The organism is Kitasatospora sp. NPDC001309 (genome assembly GCF_042896295.1).
GTDB lineage: Bacteria > Actinomycetota > Actinomycetes > Streptomycetales > Streptomycetaceae > Kitasatospora.
Genome location: NZ_JBIAXC010000090.1, coordinates 1 through 15,027 on the forward strand (window position 1 = coordinate 1; position 15,027 = coordinate 15,027).

Sequence of the window (15,027 nt, forward strand, 5' to 3'; positions counted from 1 at the left end):
GTGCGGTCGGCTGGACAAGGCGTACAGCCTCGGCGCGCTCGACGCGTACCGGGCTGCCCTGGACGACCTCAACGACGACGTGATCGAGGGCGACCAGCTGGCCCAGCTCGTCCTCCGCTGGGCTCCGGTCACGTGCAAGGCCGGTCCCGTCCGGTACGGGTCCACCGAGCTGCTGCACGTGCTCAACGCCGAGGAGTCGGCACTGATGCGGCCGAAGGGCTGGCCGACCACCGGCAAGGTCCTGTCCGACCGACTGAAGCGTCTCCAGCCGACGCTGGCCTCCCGAGGCGTCCTCATCGAGTGGGGCCGCACCAAGACAGCGCGCTACATCGAGATCAAGGCCATCTCGCCAGTCGTCCCGGCCGCGCGTCCGCCGGCCGAACAGCCCCCGCTCTACGCCGCCACCGGCTGACGCTCACACAGCTCCCCGCCCCACCTGCGGCCCCCGTCCGGACCTATCCGACGGGGGCCGTCGGCGTGCCCGTCCGAAGCTGTCCTAAGTCCTCCGTCCGAAGCGTCCTGCGTCACCCGGACCCCCCTCACTCGTCTTTTGTCCGGAATCCTGCGTCATCTGCGTCACTGCGTCACTTAGCGGCTCTGACCTGCGGAAACGTGGTGACTGAGCGGTGACGCAGGTGACGCAGGCTCCGTCACCGGTGACGCACACCCGGGGGTTCCGGACAGCTTCGGGGCGGCCTTCGAATTCGGCGTTTGTGCAGGTCGGAGGCCGTCCGTCCCGCTGGTGACGTAGCCGTCCGAAGCGGTGACGCAGAACTGGTGACGCAGGACGGACCAGGGTGACGCAGGTGACGCAGGGGTGACGCAGGATTTTGCCTCTGCGTCACCCGTAAAAGCCCAGGTCACGCCCATGATGATCATGAAGGTGACGCAGGTGACGCAGGATTCCTCTACTAAAGAGAGTTCGGGGTGCTTGTAAGCAGTTGGCGACTCGGCAGAACGAAGATCGGGGCGCTTCGCGCTCTCCAGCACGCAGTGCACCGTCGCGGTTCGGGTCCGTGCCCGCGCCGTGCTCCCCGTACCGGGTGAACAGCAAAGGGCCGCCCTCCCCCGTCGGGCCTCACGGTGACGCTGCCGCTTAGCTGTGGCTACCGCAGGTCGGGGCACTGATTCGCGTGGCTACCGTGCCGAAGTAGCCGCGGGGACCGACCCGGTAACCGTGGGGATCGAGGCGGGTGTCTTCCCCGGGCGTATCGGCCGGCACCCGTCGGGGGAGGGTCATGACCTCTCGGCGAACGGCGGCCAGTCACGACCCCGGCCTGTGGGGTCCAGTGCGGCGGATCGGCTCGGCGCGAGGATTGGAGCCGTCGGCCTGGTCGTCATCCTGGTGCGCGCTGGCGGTGCGCCGGTCGCCGTGGCCGGCCGGAGGAGAGCGGCCCTTTGCTTGTCGTCGGGTCCGCCCGCGTGGCGGCCAGCTGATGGGCGAGCCGCGGTTGTGTGGGCGTTCGTTGTCACGCGCGCGAGCGCCGTCGGGACCGGTTGCGGACGGCCGCTGACTGCTGCCCGATCCGGGCCTCGCGCCACCGCTCGGCCGGTGCCCGGCCGCCCCTAACGTGACGTTAGGAGATATCTTGCTCGGCCCTCGCCCGACCCCTCGCGGGTCATCGTTACGAGCGGGCGCGGCGCTCCCGCATCAGCTGCACCGTGGCTTCGTCCACCCGCTCGACCGCCCGCGTCGCGCGCTCCAGCACAGCGTCCAGCTGAGCCTGAGTCACCTCGGCGTCGCTGTTCACGGCGCGGGCGATCTGGTTCACGTTGCTGCCGATCCGGGACAGCTCGGAGCGCGCGCGCATCAGCTCGGCGAGCACATCGCGGGCAGCCGGTGAGACGGGCACCAGCACCTCCTTGGCGACCGCCAGCGACCTCTCCGCGACCCACGCGCCGACCGACTGGTTGTCCCGCGCGGCGGCCAGGCGGACCACTTCCATCTCGGTCTCGGTGAACCAGAACCGCACCCGGGCGGTGCGCGCGTCGTCCGCTCGGGAACGCCGGCGGACCGGGCTCGCCTTGTCGTCGTGCAGCTGCTCGTCCCCCACCGCAAAGCCCCCGTCCGTGCTCGGACCCGGCCAGCGCCGCGCTGACCCGGCCAGCAGCTTATTGGGCCCAATGGGCACTAACTTGCTACCGGCTTTCACTGCGCAGGAGACCGAAGCGAGTTATGGCCTATCGGGCCCAATAGGCACCACCGGGCCGGTCCCAAGAGGACGTCGGCGGGCCGGGTCGGGCAGCGCCTGGTCGTGCTCGACGTCCACCAGGAGCGGCCGGGGAACCGCGGCTTCGATCGGCAGTCGGCGGGTGCCGGCGGACGGCTCGGCGGTCGGCTCCTGGGTGGTCGGGCCGGTGCCGAGTGCGCGTCGCTGAGTGCTCATCAGGACATCCTCGCGGACCCGCCGCGACCGCCGCGCCGACCGCTCGGCCGGCACGGCCGGGCGCCGTCACCAACCAGCGCCGCAGGCCCGTCCGATCCCGTCCCGCCGCGCTCCACCAGCCACCCCCACAGCAGAGGAAGAAGGGCCAGGAGAGGGATGTCGGAATTTCCGGCGGCCCCGATTCCTGCCCCGACCTGCGGCTACCCGGCACCCGGCCCGAGGGTGGGGTGCTGGCATCAGGAGCTGCATCAGGAGGTGCAGCAGGAGCCGCATCGGGAGCCACATCAGGAGTGCCGGCCGAGCCGGTCCGGGCAGCAAAAAGGCCGCCTCGAAGGCGGCCGTATCGTCACGCGGGTGACGATACCTTAGCACTCAAGATGATCATGGTGCCTGAGGTTGTCTACGGAGTGGCCTACGGAGTGGCCTGCCGACTGGCCCACGGAGTTGCCTACGGACTGGCCTACGGAGTGGTCCACGAAGGCCCGCGCCAGCGTCGCGGACAAGGGGTCTGACCTGCTGGACAAGGGGCCCGGACAAGGGGTCTGACGGCGCCGACTACTTCCCCACGGCACCCCTTTCGAGCTGGGGGCCGGCGGAGTGCAAGAGGTGTGCCGCTCTCCTGGGTCACTCAAGTGCATGAGGTGTGACCGTTCATGATCTTGGGATTTCGCTCCGCTGGGTCGTGATGCATAGGAGTGGGCTGGGGCTGGTCGCTTCGGTCGCTGGCTGGTGCTGCTGCTCCTGGTCCTCGTTCTCGTCGGCTCGGTCGCTGCTCGTCGTGCTCCTGGTGGTGCTGCTCGTCGTCGGCTGCGTTCGGTGCTGGCGGATCCGGACTCGGTGGGAGGGTCACCAACGTTGGTGAGCGGCCGTTCGCCAACGTTGGTGGAGCCCGTCCGGCGAACCTTGGTGGCGCCCGGCGTGGTGGCCGGCGCGGACGTGAACCGCGGCTGTCGCTCAGTCAGGCCGGGCTCGATCCGGGCCGCCAGGAGTGGGCCGAGTTCATCTTCATCACCTCGCTGCGGGCGCCGGTGTCGGCGGCCCAAGGCGCGCGCACGTCGGGCGCGCACGTACGCGTGCGAGGGGGGCAACGCGTGCACCCGTGCCCGTGCACGCGTGCACGCGAGGGCGTGGTGCTTCCCGGCGCGACGGCGGGTCGGTGGAGAGCTCGGGTAGCGCGCCGGGGAGTGCCGCGCAGGGCCGGGGTCCCGGGGCGGCAAGCGCCCGGGTACCTCGGGGATCAGCCAGCCCGGCAACGCGGCCCGGCGCCCGGGTGGGACCGGGCGCCAGCCCGCATGCCCGCCCGGGGCAGCCGGGCCGCCCTTGAGCACGTAGAGAAAGTCTTCGACACCGGCCCCAGCTCCATGGCCTGTGGCACCCGACCCCACCCCCATGACCCTGCTGGCACCCCGGGGCACCCTGGCGGGCCGCTGCGGGGCCGGGAGACGCCGAACCCCCGCCCCCGGGTCTCTCCTCCGGTGCGGGGGTTCGCTGGCGGGCCGTCAGGCGGCGTTGTGGCCGTCTGGCGTTGCGGCCGGGGCGGGCAGCGCGGCGACGGCGGCGGCGTACTTGCGGACCGACTGGCTGTCGGCCACGGTGCGGGCGCGCTGGGCCAGCTGGCGGTGCACCGACGGCGCGGCGGTGACCTTGACCGTGGTGCCCCGGCCGGTCGCGGACTCGACGGCCGCGCGCTCCGGGCCGGACAGGTCGGTCTGCGCCTGGATGCTCTGCAGCACGGCCTTGGCGAGCGGCAGCGGCACCGGTCCGTCGGCCGGCACCCGGTCGTCGTCTTGGTGGCGCTGCTCGGGGACAACCGCGGCTTGCGGCATGGCGTCCAGCGCGGCGTCCCACTTGCGCCGGGCCTTGCGACCGTTGGAGTCCTGGACGGCCGGAGCCCACTGCCGGATCAGCCGGTGCACCTCCGGGGTGGCGGTGACGAGCAGCTGGTAGCCGCTCGCGCCGCGCGCCAGCTTCCGGCCGCTCTTGAGCGCCTCGATCACCTCGGCCGGGGTGTCGCGCGGGCCGTAACGCAGGTCCTCGACGCACCGGCCCGGGATGGCCAGCTCGACCGGCCCGCCCTGTACCGGCGAATGCGGCGCAAGTGCGGCACCGGGATTGGAGCCGTCGCCCTGGTCGCCGAGCTGCTGTGCCCGGTGGTCGGCCAGGATGCGGCCGACGGTGCGCGCGGACAGGCCGACTTCCCGCGCGATGCTGCGCTGGCTGCGGTCGCGTTCGTCCAGCTCCACGACGGCGGAAGCCTGCGCCGGGGTGTAGGACGCCGGGCGGCCCATGTGGGTGCCGGCCTCCCGCGCGGCGCGCATTCCAGCGTCACGGCGCCGGGCGGTGCGTCGGCGCTCCATGCCCGCCAGCGCGGCCATGATCTTCCAGACGACCTCGGTCATCTCGTTGTCGTCCGTCAGGTCGGGCAGCGGGAAGTCGTGGGCCCGCAGGTGCAGCCGCTTGCGCCGCAGCGTGCTGATCACGATCTCGGCGTCTGACATGTGCTCGGGCCGCATGAGCCGGTCGAACCACGCGACGTGGATCGTGTCGCCCGGCTCGGCCTTGAGCAGCAGGGCGCGGAATCCGTCGCGCTCCAGCGCGGGGACGGAGCCGGAGACCCCGGGGTCGGTGAAGGTGCAGCCGTCGCCGATCCGGGCCAGCACGTCGGCCGGGATGTCGGCGCGCTGCGCGTCGGCGGTCTGCTCGGCGGTGCTGAACCTCAGGTACAGCAGGTCCGACATGTCGTCCTCCCCATTCGATCCATTGGCGCGGAAGATCTCGGCGCAGCTAATGGACTATCAGAGTCCAATGGTGAGGCGCAAGTATGCCGCGCAAGGTCCAATGAATTGGACTGGATCGAGCGTCGGCTATGTCCTGCAATGTCCGGTTCACCGGGACGGGTTAGGGCAGTGAGCGAAAGGAAGTCCTTTCGCGCATTGGATCGGTCGCCCTGGTCGTCATCGTGCCGCCGGACGGGCCTGGACGGGGTCCTGGATGCGGTCCCGACATCAAGGTCGGGCGCGGTCCTGGATGCGGTCCTGCCGCCCTCCGTGCGGGCGCCGCATCGTGGCAGCTCAGGGCCCGTCATCAAGGCTGCGGAAAGGCTGACATCCAGTTCTCAGGGGGGTGGTGGTGGTCGTCGGCCTGGATCGGTGGGCCTGCGGCGCTGGTCTGGTGGCGCCCGGCGGTGCCGGTCGCGCGGTCGGGCAGCGCGACGCAGCGGGGGAGAGCGGCCCTTTGCTTGTCCGCCGACCACGGCGAGCGCGGCGCGGGCACGGGCCCGGACCGCGACGGCGCACTGCGTGCTGGAGAGCGCGAAGCGCCCCGCTGAATCACCGTCCCGACGGTGAACGCGCACGCTGGGCCCGGCCGGAGTGTGCGCCGCTGCGCGGATTGTGTGCGGTGGTTACCGTGTGGGCCGAGCCGACGGCGCGGTCCCGGACAGCACTGCGCCCCGCCGGCCGGGGTGGCAGACGGGGCGCGGTGGCGCGGTCGGTCAGGCGGTCACGGCCTCGGTGGTGACGCGGTCCCACGCGGCCCGCAGGCGGGCGGCACCGGCGACGTAGCCCAGCTCGCGGAACCGCTCCTCCATCGCGCGGAAGGAGCGCGGCGGTTCGGTCTCGGTGCGGATCATGTGGACCACGGCGTCCAGCTCGACCTCGCTCAGCCGGGCACCGGGGGCCGGAACCGACACGGCCGTGTCGGTCTGCGTGTCGGTCGCGGGCTCGGCCGTGTCGAACTGGTCGGCGCCCGTGTCGGTTTCGGCGGCGGCGCGGAACTCGGCCTCGACCTCGGCGTAGGTCGCGCGCTGCTGCTCGGCCACCTCGGCCTCGATTTCGGCGTAGCCCGGGCCGGTCGGCACGAAGTGCGCGCGCCCCGTGTCGCTGTCGGCACGGGCGGGCAGCGGGCGCCGGGCAGCGGCCAGCAGGGCGTCCAGAGCCGCGGATCCGGCGTTGTCCAGCGCCGGGAGCGGCTGGGGCACCGCGACGGCCACCGGGGCCGCCGGGAAGGTGTCCAGGGCGCCGTCCGAGGCGAGGATGCGCGGCCGGTGGACCGCCGGACCGCAGATCACGACCCGGGGCGCCGTCAGGACCGGTGCCGGGGCCGGGTCCTGGACCGGGACGGCCGCCGGGGCCGGGACAGCGGCCAGGGCGCCCGTGTCGGCCACCAGGGCGGCCGTGTCGGCCGGGAGGAAGACGGGGGCGGAGTCCAGATCGGCAGCTTCGGCCGGCGCGGCCAGCGGGGCGGCCGGGACCGTCACCACGGTCTCGACCGACACCGCAGCCACCGGAACCGACACGGCCGTGTCGGTCTGGGCCGCCACCGTGTCGGTTGCCGTGTCGGACTGCTGCTCGGCCGTGTCGGTTCGGGCGACGGCCGAGCCGATGATCTGGTGGACCTGACGCATCAGCAGACCGAAGGCGAGCATGGCGGCGGTCGGCGGCACGGCCGCGACGACGTACACCAGCTTGTGCGAGTGCGCCGGCACGCCGAGCACGTTCAGCAGGATCGAGCCGACCGAGCCGACCCCGGTGCAGACGTACGCCCACCAGTCCTTCGCGCCCCGCAAAGACGCCCGCAGGATCAGCACCTCACCGGCCACGATGAACGTGTCCAGGGTGGCGGGCCATGCCCACGCGCGGTTCTGGTCGGCGGCCAGGCCGTTGGTGTCGGCGACGTCGTGCAGGTGGGCGTACGACAGCCAGAACGCCACGGCCGTCAGGGCGATGATCAGGCCACCGGCGGCCAGGGTCAGGATCAGATCGAGCCGACCGGCCGAGATGCGGTGCCGGGTGGCTTCATACTGCTGGTGGTGCTTCACGGGCGTCCTACCTTTCCGTGGATCACGGGGCCGCTCCGGGTCACGACCGGGCGGCCCCAACTGTGTTCGGGGGTCAGTCTGGCATCAGGAGTTCGAGAGGTCCGGCAGGTTTGTGCCGGTCACCAGCCGGTGCCCCCAGGCCAGTCGCGGTCGGCCTGGTCGTGGTCCTGGTGGACGGCCCGCAGGTCGCACCAGCGGCAGGGCACCCCGGCCCAGTCCAGCTTGCGGTGGATGCGCCGGCCGACCACGTTGGCGGCCACCAGCAGCAGGAACAGCGGGAACGCGGTCACGGTCAGCCAGCCGGGCAGCTGGTGGCCGGTGGAGACCACCGCGCCGACCAGGGCGAGCGGGATCAGCTCGACGGCGTACTGGTGGAGGACCCAGGTGCAGGCTGCTCGGGCCCGGTCTGCGAGTAAGGCGCGGTCCATGGTCAGTCTCCGATCTGGATGGACTGGGTGATGGTCTGGGTGATGGACAGTCGGCCGGTGTCCTTCGAGCGGCGCCCGGCCAGCGCGGCCACGGCGACGCCGGCCAAGACGAGCAGCGGCAGCCCGGCCGTGGCGGCGGCGGTCAGCCCGGCGACGGCGGCCGACGCCAGGTGCAGCGCTCCGGCCAGCAGCCAGGCGCCGCCGCCGACGCCGACCGAGGCAACCGCGGTGCCGACCGCCCACCGGGGCACGAGCGGCCCGGCCTCCCGGGTCGGGTGCGGCGCAACGACAGCTCCGGCTGCCGCATTGGACGCCAGCGGCACCGGGATGTAGACGGGCACCAGGGTGCCGTCCGGGCCGGGCTGGTAACCCACCGTCAGCGGACCGGCGGGGGCGGCCGCCACCGGGGCCGGTGCCGGGGCCGGGGCCACCAGGTCGGCGGGGGAGTCGGGCAGCAGCAGGGCCAGCAGGTCGGCGTCGGAGATCTCGGGGCGGTTCATCGGGCTGTGCCTCCGGGTGTGCGGGCCGGTGTGCGGCCGGGGTGTGCGGGGTGTGATTCGGGACTGTGCCGCCCGAATCACACCCCGGGTGATGTGGGGATTCGCGGTGTGATGCTGTGCGGGGGTGTGCCGGGTGTGCCGGGCCGTCAGACCCCGGCCAGCTGGGGCACCAGGCGGTAGGTGCCCTCGGTCGCGGTGGGCGCCAGGACGCCCTCCTCCGAGAGCCGCTTCATCTGCTTGGACACCCACTCGCGCTTGCGGCCGAGCTGTTCGAGGTACGGGTAGAGGTCACGCACCGCGACGGTGCCGGGCCCGGCGCCGGCCAGCATCTCGACCAGCTCGACCAGCGACTCGCGGGCCTCCTCCGGGCTCAACTCGACCGGGGGCAGGTCGAAGCTGGCGCCCGCCGACAGCGGCGGGATGTCCTCGGCCGCCGTCCCGGCCGCCGCCAGCATCTCCTCCACGGCCGACCGGACCGCGTCGTCCGTGTCCACCTGGTCCTCCTCGTCGGGGCGGGCGTCCTCGGGCGCCGCCGCGTACACCGAGGCGTTGTGCGCGTCGAGTTCGGCCTGGTCCAGGACGAAGTACTTGCCCGCGACCCGGGCGGCGGCCGCCGTGGTCACCGGGTCCAGGGCGGCGCGCACCTCGGCGAACTGCTCGACCACCCACGCGCCGATCTGGGCGTAGAGCGCGTCGCCGCCGGTCCAGAACGTGCGGGCCGGGTTGGAGTGCATCTCCTCGTCCACCCCGGCGCTGGCCAGGTACACGTACCCCTTGCGCTTGTTGGCCCACGCGGCCGGGTTCGCCCCGGCGTCCAGCACCTCCTCCGGCAGCGCGAACTGGGCGTCATCGCCGCGCACGCCGAAGCACAGCGCGGCCGGCAGCGACGCGCGGGTGTCGGTGCTGATCTGGTAGCCGGACGCGCGCTGCATCGAGATCACGATGGACACGCCCGCCGAACGGGCCTCCTGCGCCATGCCGGTGAAGGCGTCCTCGCCCATCTCGCGCAGGGTCTTGGCCGCCTCCTCCCACCACACCAGCAGGTAGGGCATGCCGGGGCAGCGGCAGGCCCGGCCGGACTGGCAGGAGTGCGCGGGGTCGGTCTGGACGCGTCCGGCCGCCTCCTCCCACGCCCGGTACTGGTGGTCGCGCAGCCACTTCGCCCGCGCGGGGATGACGGCCTGGACGGCGGCGGCCATGGCCATGGTGGACGGCATGTCGAGCGCGACCCACCCGAAGGCGTCCATGATCGGGCCGAAGTCCTGGCCGCTCTTGGCCGGGTCGGAGAGCCACACCACCACGTCACGGCGCGTCAGGATCTCCAGCAGCACGTCCAGCGCGCCCTCGGTCTTGCCCGAGCCGGTCATCCCCATCACCAGCAGGTGGATGGCCTCCAGCAGCGGCAACAGCAGGTCGGACCCGTCGTCGTACACCCCGATGCGCAGCAGCTCGGCGATCGAGCCGCCCGGCACCGACGGGCCCGGCCAGACGGTCGGCACCTTCAGCTGGTCCTCGGGGACGACCACCAGGGTCCCCTTCCGCGCGCTGTCCGGGTCGGGCTGGATGCGGATCGCGGTGACCGGCACGTCCAGCGCGGACGCCAAACGGTCCTTCGAGCGCACCATGTCGGCGTTGGTCATCTCCCCGGCCGGGAGCGTGTACGGCGCTGAGACGCGGTTCGCCTCGACCTTGATCCGGCCGAACTTCGCGCGGGCCAGGCCGACCTTCTCCAGCAGCGAGCCGTTGCCGTCGCCGGTCGCGGACTGCTCGCCGGAGCGGGTGAGCCGACGCAGGTTCCAGGAGATGGCCACCAGCGGGGCACCCATCAGGTACGTGTTGAGCACCCCGGAGGCGAGCGGACCGGCCAGCGCGGCTGCGGTCACCCACGCGGCGGCCAGCGCCGTGGTCACCGCGACGTGCGCCCGGTGGACGATCTGGAGCCGGTGGCCGACCAGCCACGACGCGGCGGTGATCCCCACCGAGCCCAGGGTCAGCGCGACGCCGGCACCGACGCTGCCCTGCCACTGGAGCGAGGCGGCCGACCCCGCGACGCCGACGGCCCCGGCCCCCACCCACGCGGGCAGGTACGGCTTGCTGCGGTGCAGCAGCCACCCGCCGATCTGGGCGAAGGTCGAGCTTCCCGTCATGCGCTGCTCGTTGTGCTGGTGCTCCTGGTCGTGCTTGTCGTTCGACATGGCGCGGCCTCCTCTCTCAGATGCGGAACGGGGTGGCGGACTGGACCGGCTTCGGGGTGCGGTACTCGCGCTCCAGGGCGCCGACCGTGGCGGTGGCCTGCTTGGCGACGTCCACGGCGGCGTTGCCGGACTTGCGCAGGTGGCCGGCCACCGAGCGGGCTCGGATCAGGCCGTCACCCGGGAAGGCGCCGGGGCGACGGCCGACCTGACGCAGCCGGGCCTCCAGCAGCTTGGACGCCATGCCCAGCTCCAGACCGATCTGGATCATCAGCGCCCGCACGTGGTTGCAGTAGGCGCGCACGTCGTCGGTGTTGTTGAACTCCGGCGCGGGCAGCAGCATCTGGCCCCCGTTGCCCTGCTGGGCACCGGTCGGCGAGAAGCCCTGGCCGCCCGGCATCCCCTTGTTGATGTTGACGCTGATCCCGAAGGACGGGGCGAACGCGGCGGCCGGGGCAAAGCCACCGCCCGACTTGTAGGTGTTGCCGCTGCCGCCGGTGTTGGCAGTCCGGGCGCCGGTCGAGCCGCCGGTGTGCGAAGTCGAAGCCATGGTGGGTCCTCCCCTGGTCTCAGCGGCCGGTGCGCAGGTGGCCGGTGACGGTGAACTGGCGGCCGTTCACGGTGCAGACGCACCGGAACTTGGTGCCGTCGGTGGCGTTGTGGGTGGTGGTCACGGCCGACACCCAGTCCTCGGCCGCCAGCTGGCGGAACGTCGCGAGGCTGATCGGGTCGGCCAGCCGGAACGCGGCGGTCCCGTCCGGGTTGAGTCGCCCGAACCCGGCAAGCCGGGCGGCGGTAGCGTTGGACATGGCTGTACCTCCGATGCAGGTCACGGCCCTGAGCCCTCGTCAGTCTCTAGCTGGCGAGGGCTCGTTGCTCTACTGACAGTAGACCAAAACTCCGATGTGCACTACCCCCTAGTGATTCACGCCCATCGTGGTCTACCTTCATAGGTGAGCGGCACACGGCCGCTCCCGACGAAGGAAGGGGCCCACCATGGCCGGATACGCCGACATTGCGGCGCATTTCCGCAGGCAGATCGAGACCGGGCAGCTCGGGCCGGGCGACCGGCTGCCGACGCTGCGTGAGGTGATGCAGACGTTCGAGGTGGCGCAGCAGACCGCCAGCCGGGCGTACAAGGTGCTCAAGGCCGAGGGGCTGACCGAGGCGACCACGGGCGGCGGGACCGTGGTGGCTGAGCGCGGCAGCAGCAACGTGGCCGACAGGGTCCGCACTTGGGCGGCCACCGGCCGCGCGCTGTCCAGCAACGAGACGTCCGAGATCCTGGAGACCGGGACCGTGGGCGCCGACGCGACCGTGGCCGCCCGGCTGGAGATCGAGCCCGGCACCCCCGTGCACATGCGCCGACGGCGCGTCAGCCGGGGCGGCGTGCCGGTCCACGTGAGCACGAGCTACTACCCGGCGTTCGTGATCGAAGCGACCCCGGAACTGGCTCGGCCGACCTCGACCGGTGGTTCCCGGGAGCTGGCCGCCGAGCGCCTCGGCGTTCCCCAGCAGCAGGTGCTGGAGGAGGTGACCAGCCGCCTGGCGACCGACCCCGAGCGGGAGGCGCTGGGTCTCACCGGCTCGGTAATCGTGACCCAGGTGGTGCGCACCGTGCTGCTGGCCGACGGGCGGACCTTCGAGGTGGCCGTGAAGGTCGCCGACGGGTCCACGGTCCTGCGCTGGTCCACGTCGCTCGCCTGATCAGCCCTGATTCCGCCCCTTGGCCCGAGAGGACTCGAAGTGACCGACACCCCGAGCGCGCTGGAGATGGCCGCCCAACTCCTGCGCCAGCATGCCGACTCGATCGCCGAGGGTCGGCCGGCTGACCCGGCCATCCTCCGGGCGGCAGCGCGCACCATCGAGGAGCACCTGGCCGACGGTCCGCAGCAGCAGGACGCCCTGGTCTGCGAGTGGCTGCACCAGGTCAGCGAGCAGTACACGATCACGCACCAGGAGACGGCCGTTCTCCGGGAAGCGCTGGCGCGGCTGGCCGGCGGTGTCGAGTTCACCGGGACCACGGTGCAGCTCAGCGCCGCTGACCTGTCCAGCGTGGCCGGTCGGCTGGCTGAGGAACTGGAGCGGCGGGTCGCGGTGTACGAGTCGCTGGAGACCGCCGCCGAGTTCTACGCCGGCACCATCGTGACCCTGCGCCGGGCGGCCGAGACGGCGCGCGGCATCGAGTCCACGGTCAACGCCCACCGCTGACCACCGCCGATACGTTCCCGTATCAGCCGGGCGACCGGCAGAGTTGGCGCCGCTCCCGATCCTGCACTTCACCGCGAGAGAGAGGAGAGAACCGTGGTCTCGCTGACCAGCACCCTGGACGATGCCGTGGCCCTGCTGGCGCGCGGTTGGCACGTGCTGCCGCTCCTGCCCGACAGCAAGCGCCCGTTCGGCAACTGCCGGCAGTGCGCTGCGACGAAGGCCGGGAGCCCGGCGGCCTGCCCGGCCTGCTCGGCCGGCCGCTGCACCGGGGACTGGTGCCACGGACTCAACGGAGCAACCGCGGATCCGGACCGCGTGCGCCGGAGCTGGCCGCGCGGCGCGCTGGTCGGCATCGCGGTGCGGCCCTCGGGGCTCGCGGTGCTCGACGTCGAATCCGACGGCGGCGCGCTGCTGGCCGACCTGGTGGCGGCCGGGGTGCTCGCACCCACGCTCACCCTGCGGTCGGCCAGCGGTCGCGGCTGGCACCTGTACTACCGGGCGGCCAACGGCGCCCGGCACCTGATCCACCCCCGCGTCGCCGACGACCAGGCCGACGCGTCCAATGCCGGTGCCGCACCCTTTGCGCCGCACCGGACGCCACAGGCCGGGCCGGACGGCCGCTGGCCGTTCGACGTCCTGGTGAGCACTCAGGCCCGGTGGACCGGTGACGTCCTGCGCAACGACCCGGTGGCCGACTGGCCCGAGGCCATGACCGGGTGGCTGGCCGCGAACACCGCCGTGGCCGCCGACCCCGAGGCGCCCGTCACCCGACCGGTGCCGCCGCCGCGCGGCCGGTACGAGGACATGCCGGGCTGCCGCCACAACGCCAGCTTTCGGCGGCGCGGCCTGGACGCCGGGCTGGCCGGCATCTCAGCCAACCCGACCCGGGGCCGTGGTGGCGACGCCCTGTTCGCCGCGCTGCGGCGGGTCGCCTACCACCACGGGCAGTGCACCGGGCCGTGCGCGGAGCAGCTGGCCGACGACCTGGTGGCCGCCGCCGTCGCGGTCGGCGTGCCCGAGCCGTACGCGATACGGCAGCGCTGGCGGGCGTTCGAGCCGGAGCCGTGCGGGTCCTGACGGGCCGACAAATCAGAACGGCCCCCGACCTGGGGGCCTAGAGTCAGGCAAATGCGAACGGCCCGGAGGGGCCAAATCCTCCGGGCCGTCCAAAGATCGAGTTGGCCCACTGTGTACCAGGTAGCCGCCGCACCCGATCCGGGCAAGCCCACTGTAGCCGGTGGGCAGGACCGAGCGGCAGACTCCCAAGGGGCACGGGGCCGGAAAGGCACCCGCAGGTGGCTGAGAGCGACGAGGACAAGACACCGGCCCGCGAGAAGATCGTGGAGTACGCGCAGGGGCTCTACGACTACTTCCGCACCCCGGGCGGCGTGATCTACGCCCAGCGGACCGGGCACCCTGTTGCGCGGCCGATGAAGGCTCAGGGCAGCCAGAACGTCATGTCCCACCGTCAGGAGTTGATCATCGGCATGCGGCGGGACGCCGTCGGGTCGTTCTCCGGGACGGCCTTGAAGGAGGCACTGGAGATCCTGGAGGCCGAGGCGTTCGACTCTCCGGCCCGGCCGGTGCACACCCGGGTTGGCTCCTGCGCTAAGGCGCCCGGCGTGACGTGGCTTGACCTCGGTCGGGATGACGGCCAGTCGGTCAGGATCGCTCCTGGCGAGTGGACCGTCCGCCGGCCGACCCCCGATGAGGTGACGTGGCGCCGGACGGCCATGACCGGTGAACTCCCGATGCCGGTTCGGGAGCAGGGGTTCGACGGCGTGGACGCGCTGCTGGGCCTGTGCAACTTCAAGGACGGAGCGTCGGCCGCGCTGGCCATTGCCTTCCTGGTCGGCTGCCTTGAGCCCGACGTACCGGTGCCCGCTCCGTTCCTCACCGGACCGCAGGGCGCGGGCAAGTCCACCGCCGGACGCATGCTGGTCCGGGTGGTCGAGGGCATGACCGGCGACCTGCGCCGCCCGCCGAAGGACGAGGAGTCGCTGATCACGGCGGCGTCGGCCGGGTGGGTCACCGGCCTGGACAACCTGTCGCACCTGACGGCTGACATGTCCGACCTGATGTGCTGTGTGATCACCGGCGCGGAGAACGTGAAGCGTGCCCTGTACTCGGACGGCGACGTGGTCCGCCAGACCCTGCGGCGGCCCGTGCTGCTGACCGGTATCGACGTCGGCGTGCTCCGGCCCGACTTGGCCGAGCGGCTGCTCGCCATGAAGCTGGAGCGGCCGACCGTGCGCCGGTCCGAGGCCGACATCTGGTCGGCCTTCACCGAGGCGCTGCCGGCCACGCTCGGCTCGCTGCTCGATGTCACGGCTGCCGTCCGGGCCGCCGACTGCGACGTGCCGGAGGATCTGCGCATGGCCGACTTCGCCCGGCTGTGCGGTCGGCTGGACAAGGCGTACAGCCTCGGCGCGCTCGACGCGTACCGGGCTGCCCTGGACGACCTCAACGACGACGTGATCGAGGGCGACC

Annotated in this window: 13 protein-coding genes and 1 pseudogene; 5 read left to right on the plus strand and 9 right to left on the minus strand. The window is 72.6% G+C overall.

Features of this window, described 5'->3' with window-relative positions:
- Nucleotides 1-412, plus strand: a pseudogene (locus tag ACFY2K_RS42890) (ATP-binding protein); the annotation flags it as partial.
- Nucleotides 413-1,625: 1,213 nt separating this feature from the next.
- Here ACFY2K_RS42890 and mobC read toward each other — a convergent pair.
- From mobC to ACFY2K_RS42935, 9 genes are all read right to left on the minus strand, one after another.
- Entirely contained in the window at nt 1,626-2,054 is a 429-nt protein-coding gene (gene mobC, locus ACFY2K_RS42895; RefSeq protein WP_387718457.1) for a plasmid mobilization relaxosome protein MobC, read from the minus strand.
- A gap of 120 nt (nt 2,055-2,174) precedes the next feature.
- Nucleotides 2,175-2,387, minus strand: coding sequence for a hypothetical protein (locus ACFY2K_RS42900; protein WP_387718460.1), 213 nt, complete (start codon nt 2,385-2,387; stop codon nt 2,175-2,177).
- Between the two features lie 1,499 nt (nt 2,388-3,886).
- Nucleotides 3,887-5,125, minus strand: coding sequence for a recombinase family protein (locus ACFY2K_RS42905; RefSeq protein ID WP_387718463.1), 1,239 nt, complete (start codon nt 5,123-5,125; stop codon nt 3,887-3,889).
- Nucleotides 5,126-5,880: 755 nt separating this feature from the next.
- The gene (locus tag ACFY2K_RS42910; protein ID WP_387718466.1) at nt 5,881-7,206 is read right to left on the minus strand and encodes a DUF2637 domain-containing protein; all 1,326 of its coding nucleotides are present in this window, start codon (nt 7,204-7,206) and stop codon (nt 5,881-5,883) included.
- A gap of 119 nt (nt 7,207-7,325) precedes the next feature.
- The gene (locus ACFY2K_RS42915) at nt 7,326-7,634 is read right to left on the minus strand and encodes a hypothetical protein (protein WP_387718469.1); all 309 of its coding nucleotides are present in this window, start codon (nt 7,632-7,634) and stop codon (nt 7,326-7,328) included.
- A gap of 2 nt (nt 7,635-7,636) precedes the next feature.
- Entirely contained in the window at nt 7,637-8,134 is a 498-nt protein-coding gene (locus ACFY2K_RS42920; protein WP_387718472.1) for a hypothetical protein, read from the minus strand.
- A gap of 146 nt (nt 8,135-8,280) precedes the next feature.
- Nucleotides 8,281-10,329: a sporulation protein SsgA gene (locus ACFY2K_RS42925; protein ID WP_387718475.1), complete on the minus strand. Its 2,049-nt coding sequence runs from the start codon at nt 10,327-10,329 to the stop codon at nt 8,281-8,283.
- Between the two features lie 16 nt (nt 10,330-10,345).
- A complete protein-coding gene (traA, locus tag ACFY2K_RS42930) occupies nt 10,346-10,876 on the minus strand; it encodes a plasmid transfer protein TraA (RefSeq protein WP_387718478.1) in 531 nt (176 codons plus the stop codon).
- 19 nt (nt 10,877-10,895) lie between these two features.
- Nucleotides 10,896-11,135: a hypothetical protein gene (locus tag ACFY2K_RS42935; protein ID WP_387718481.1), complete on the minus strand. Its 240-nt coding sequence runs from the start codon at nt 11,133-11,135 to the stop codon at nt 10,896-10,898.
- A 187-nt stretch (nt 11,136-11,322) separates the two neighbouring features.
- On the opposite strand from ACFY2K_RS42935, the gene ACFY2K_RS42940 reads away from it, so the two are divergent.
- The 4 genes from ACFY2K_RS42940 to ACFY2K_RS42955 all read left to right on the plus strand — a co-directional run.
- Nucleotides 11,323-12,033 carry a GntR family transcriptional regulator gene (locus tag ACFY2K_RS42940; RefSeq protein WP_387718484.1) on the plus strand — a complete coding sequence of 237 codons (711 nt, stop codon included), beginning with the start codon at nt 11,323-11,325 and terminating at the stop codon, nt 12,031-12,033.
- A 39-nt stretch (nt 12,034-12,072) separates the two neighbouring features.
- The gene (locus ACFY2K_RS42945; protein WP_387718487.1) at nt 12,073-12,537 is read left to right on the plus strand and encodes a hypothetical protein; all 465 of its coding nucleotides are present in this window, start codon (nt 12,073-12,075) and stop codon (nt 12,535-12,537) included.
- A gap of 93 nt (nt 12,538-12,630) precedes the next feature.
- Nucleotides 12,631-13,614, plus strand: coding sequence for a bifunctional DNA primase/polymerase (locus tag ACFY2K_RS42950; RefSeq protein ID WP_387718490.1), 984 nt, complete (start codon nt 12,631-12,633; stop codon nt 13,612-13,614).
- A 218-nt stretch (nt 13,615-13,832) separates the two neighbouring features.
- A partial coding sequence (locus ACFY2K_RS42955; RefSeq protein WP_387718493.1) for an ATP-binding protein occupies nt 13,833-15,027 on the plus strand: 1,195 nt, incomplete at its 3' end.

Bases quoted from the DNA above. Each gene is read 5' to 3' on its own strand.
- ACFY2K_RS42900 (WP_387718460.1), bottom strand. From the start codon at position 2,387: ATGAGCACTCAGCGACGCGCACTCGGCACCGGCCCGACCACCCAGGAG.
- ACFY2K_RS42905 (WP_387718463.1), bottom strand. From the start codon at position 5,125: ATGTCGGACCTGCTGTACCTGAGGTTCAGCACCGCCGAGCAGACCGCC.
- ACFY2K_RS42915 (WP_387718469.1), bottom strand. From the start codon at position 7,634: ATGGACCGCGCCTTACTCGCAGACCGGGCCCGAGCAGCCTGCACCTGG.
- ACFY2K_RS42920 (WP_387718472.1), bottom strand. From the start codon at position 8,134: ATGAACCGCCCCGAGATCTCCGACGCCGACCTGCTGGCCCTGCTGCTG.
- ACFY2K_RS42925 (WP_387718475.1), bottom strand. From the start codon at position 10,329: ATGTCGAACGACAAGCACGACCAGGAGCACCAGCACAACGAGCAGCGC.
- traA (WP_387718478.1), bottom strand. From the start codon at position 10,876: ATGGCTTCGACTTCGCACACCGGCGGCTCGACCGGCGCCCGGACTGCC.
- ACFY2K_RS42935 (WP_387718481.1), bottom strand. From the start codon at position 11,135: ATGTCCAACGCTACCGCCGCCCGGCTTGCCGGGTTCGGGCGACTCAAC.
- ACFY2K_RS42940 (WP_387718484.1), top strand. From the start codon at position 11,323: ATGGCCGGATACGCCGACATTGCGGCGCATTTCCGCAGGCAGATCGAG.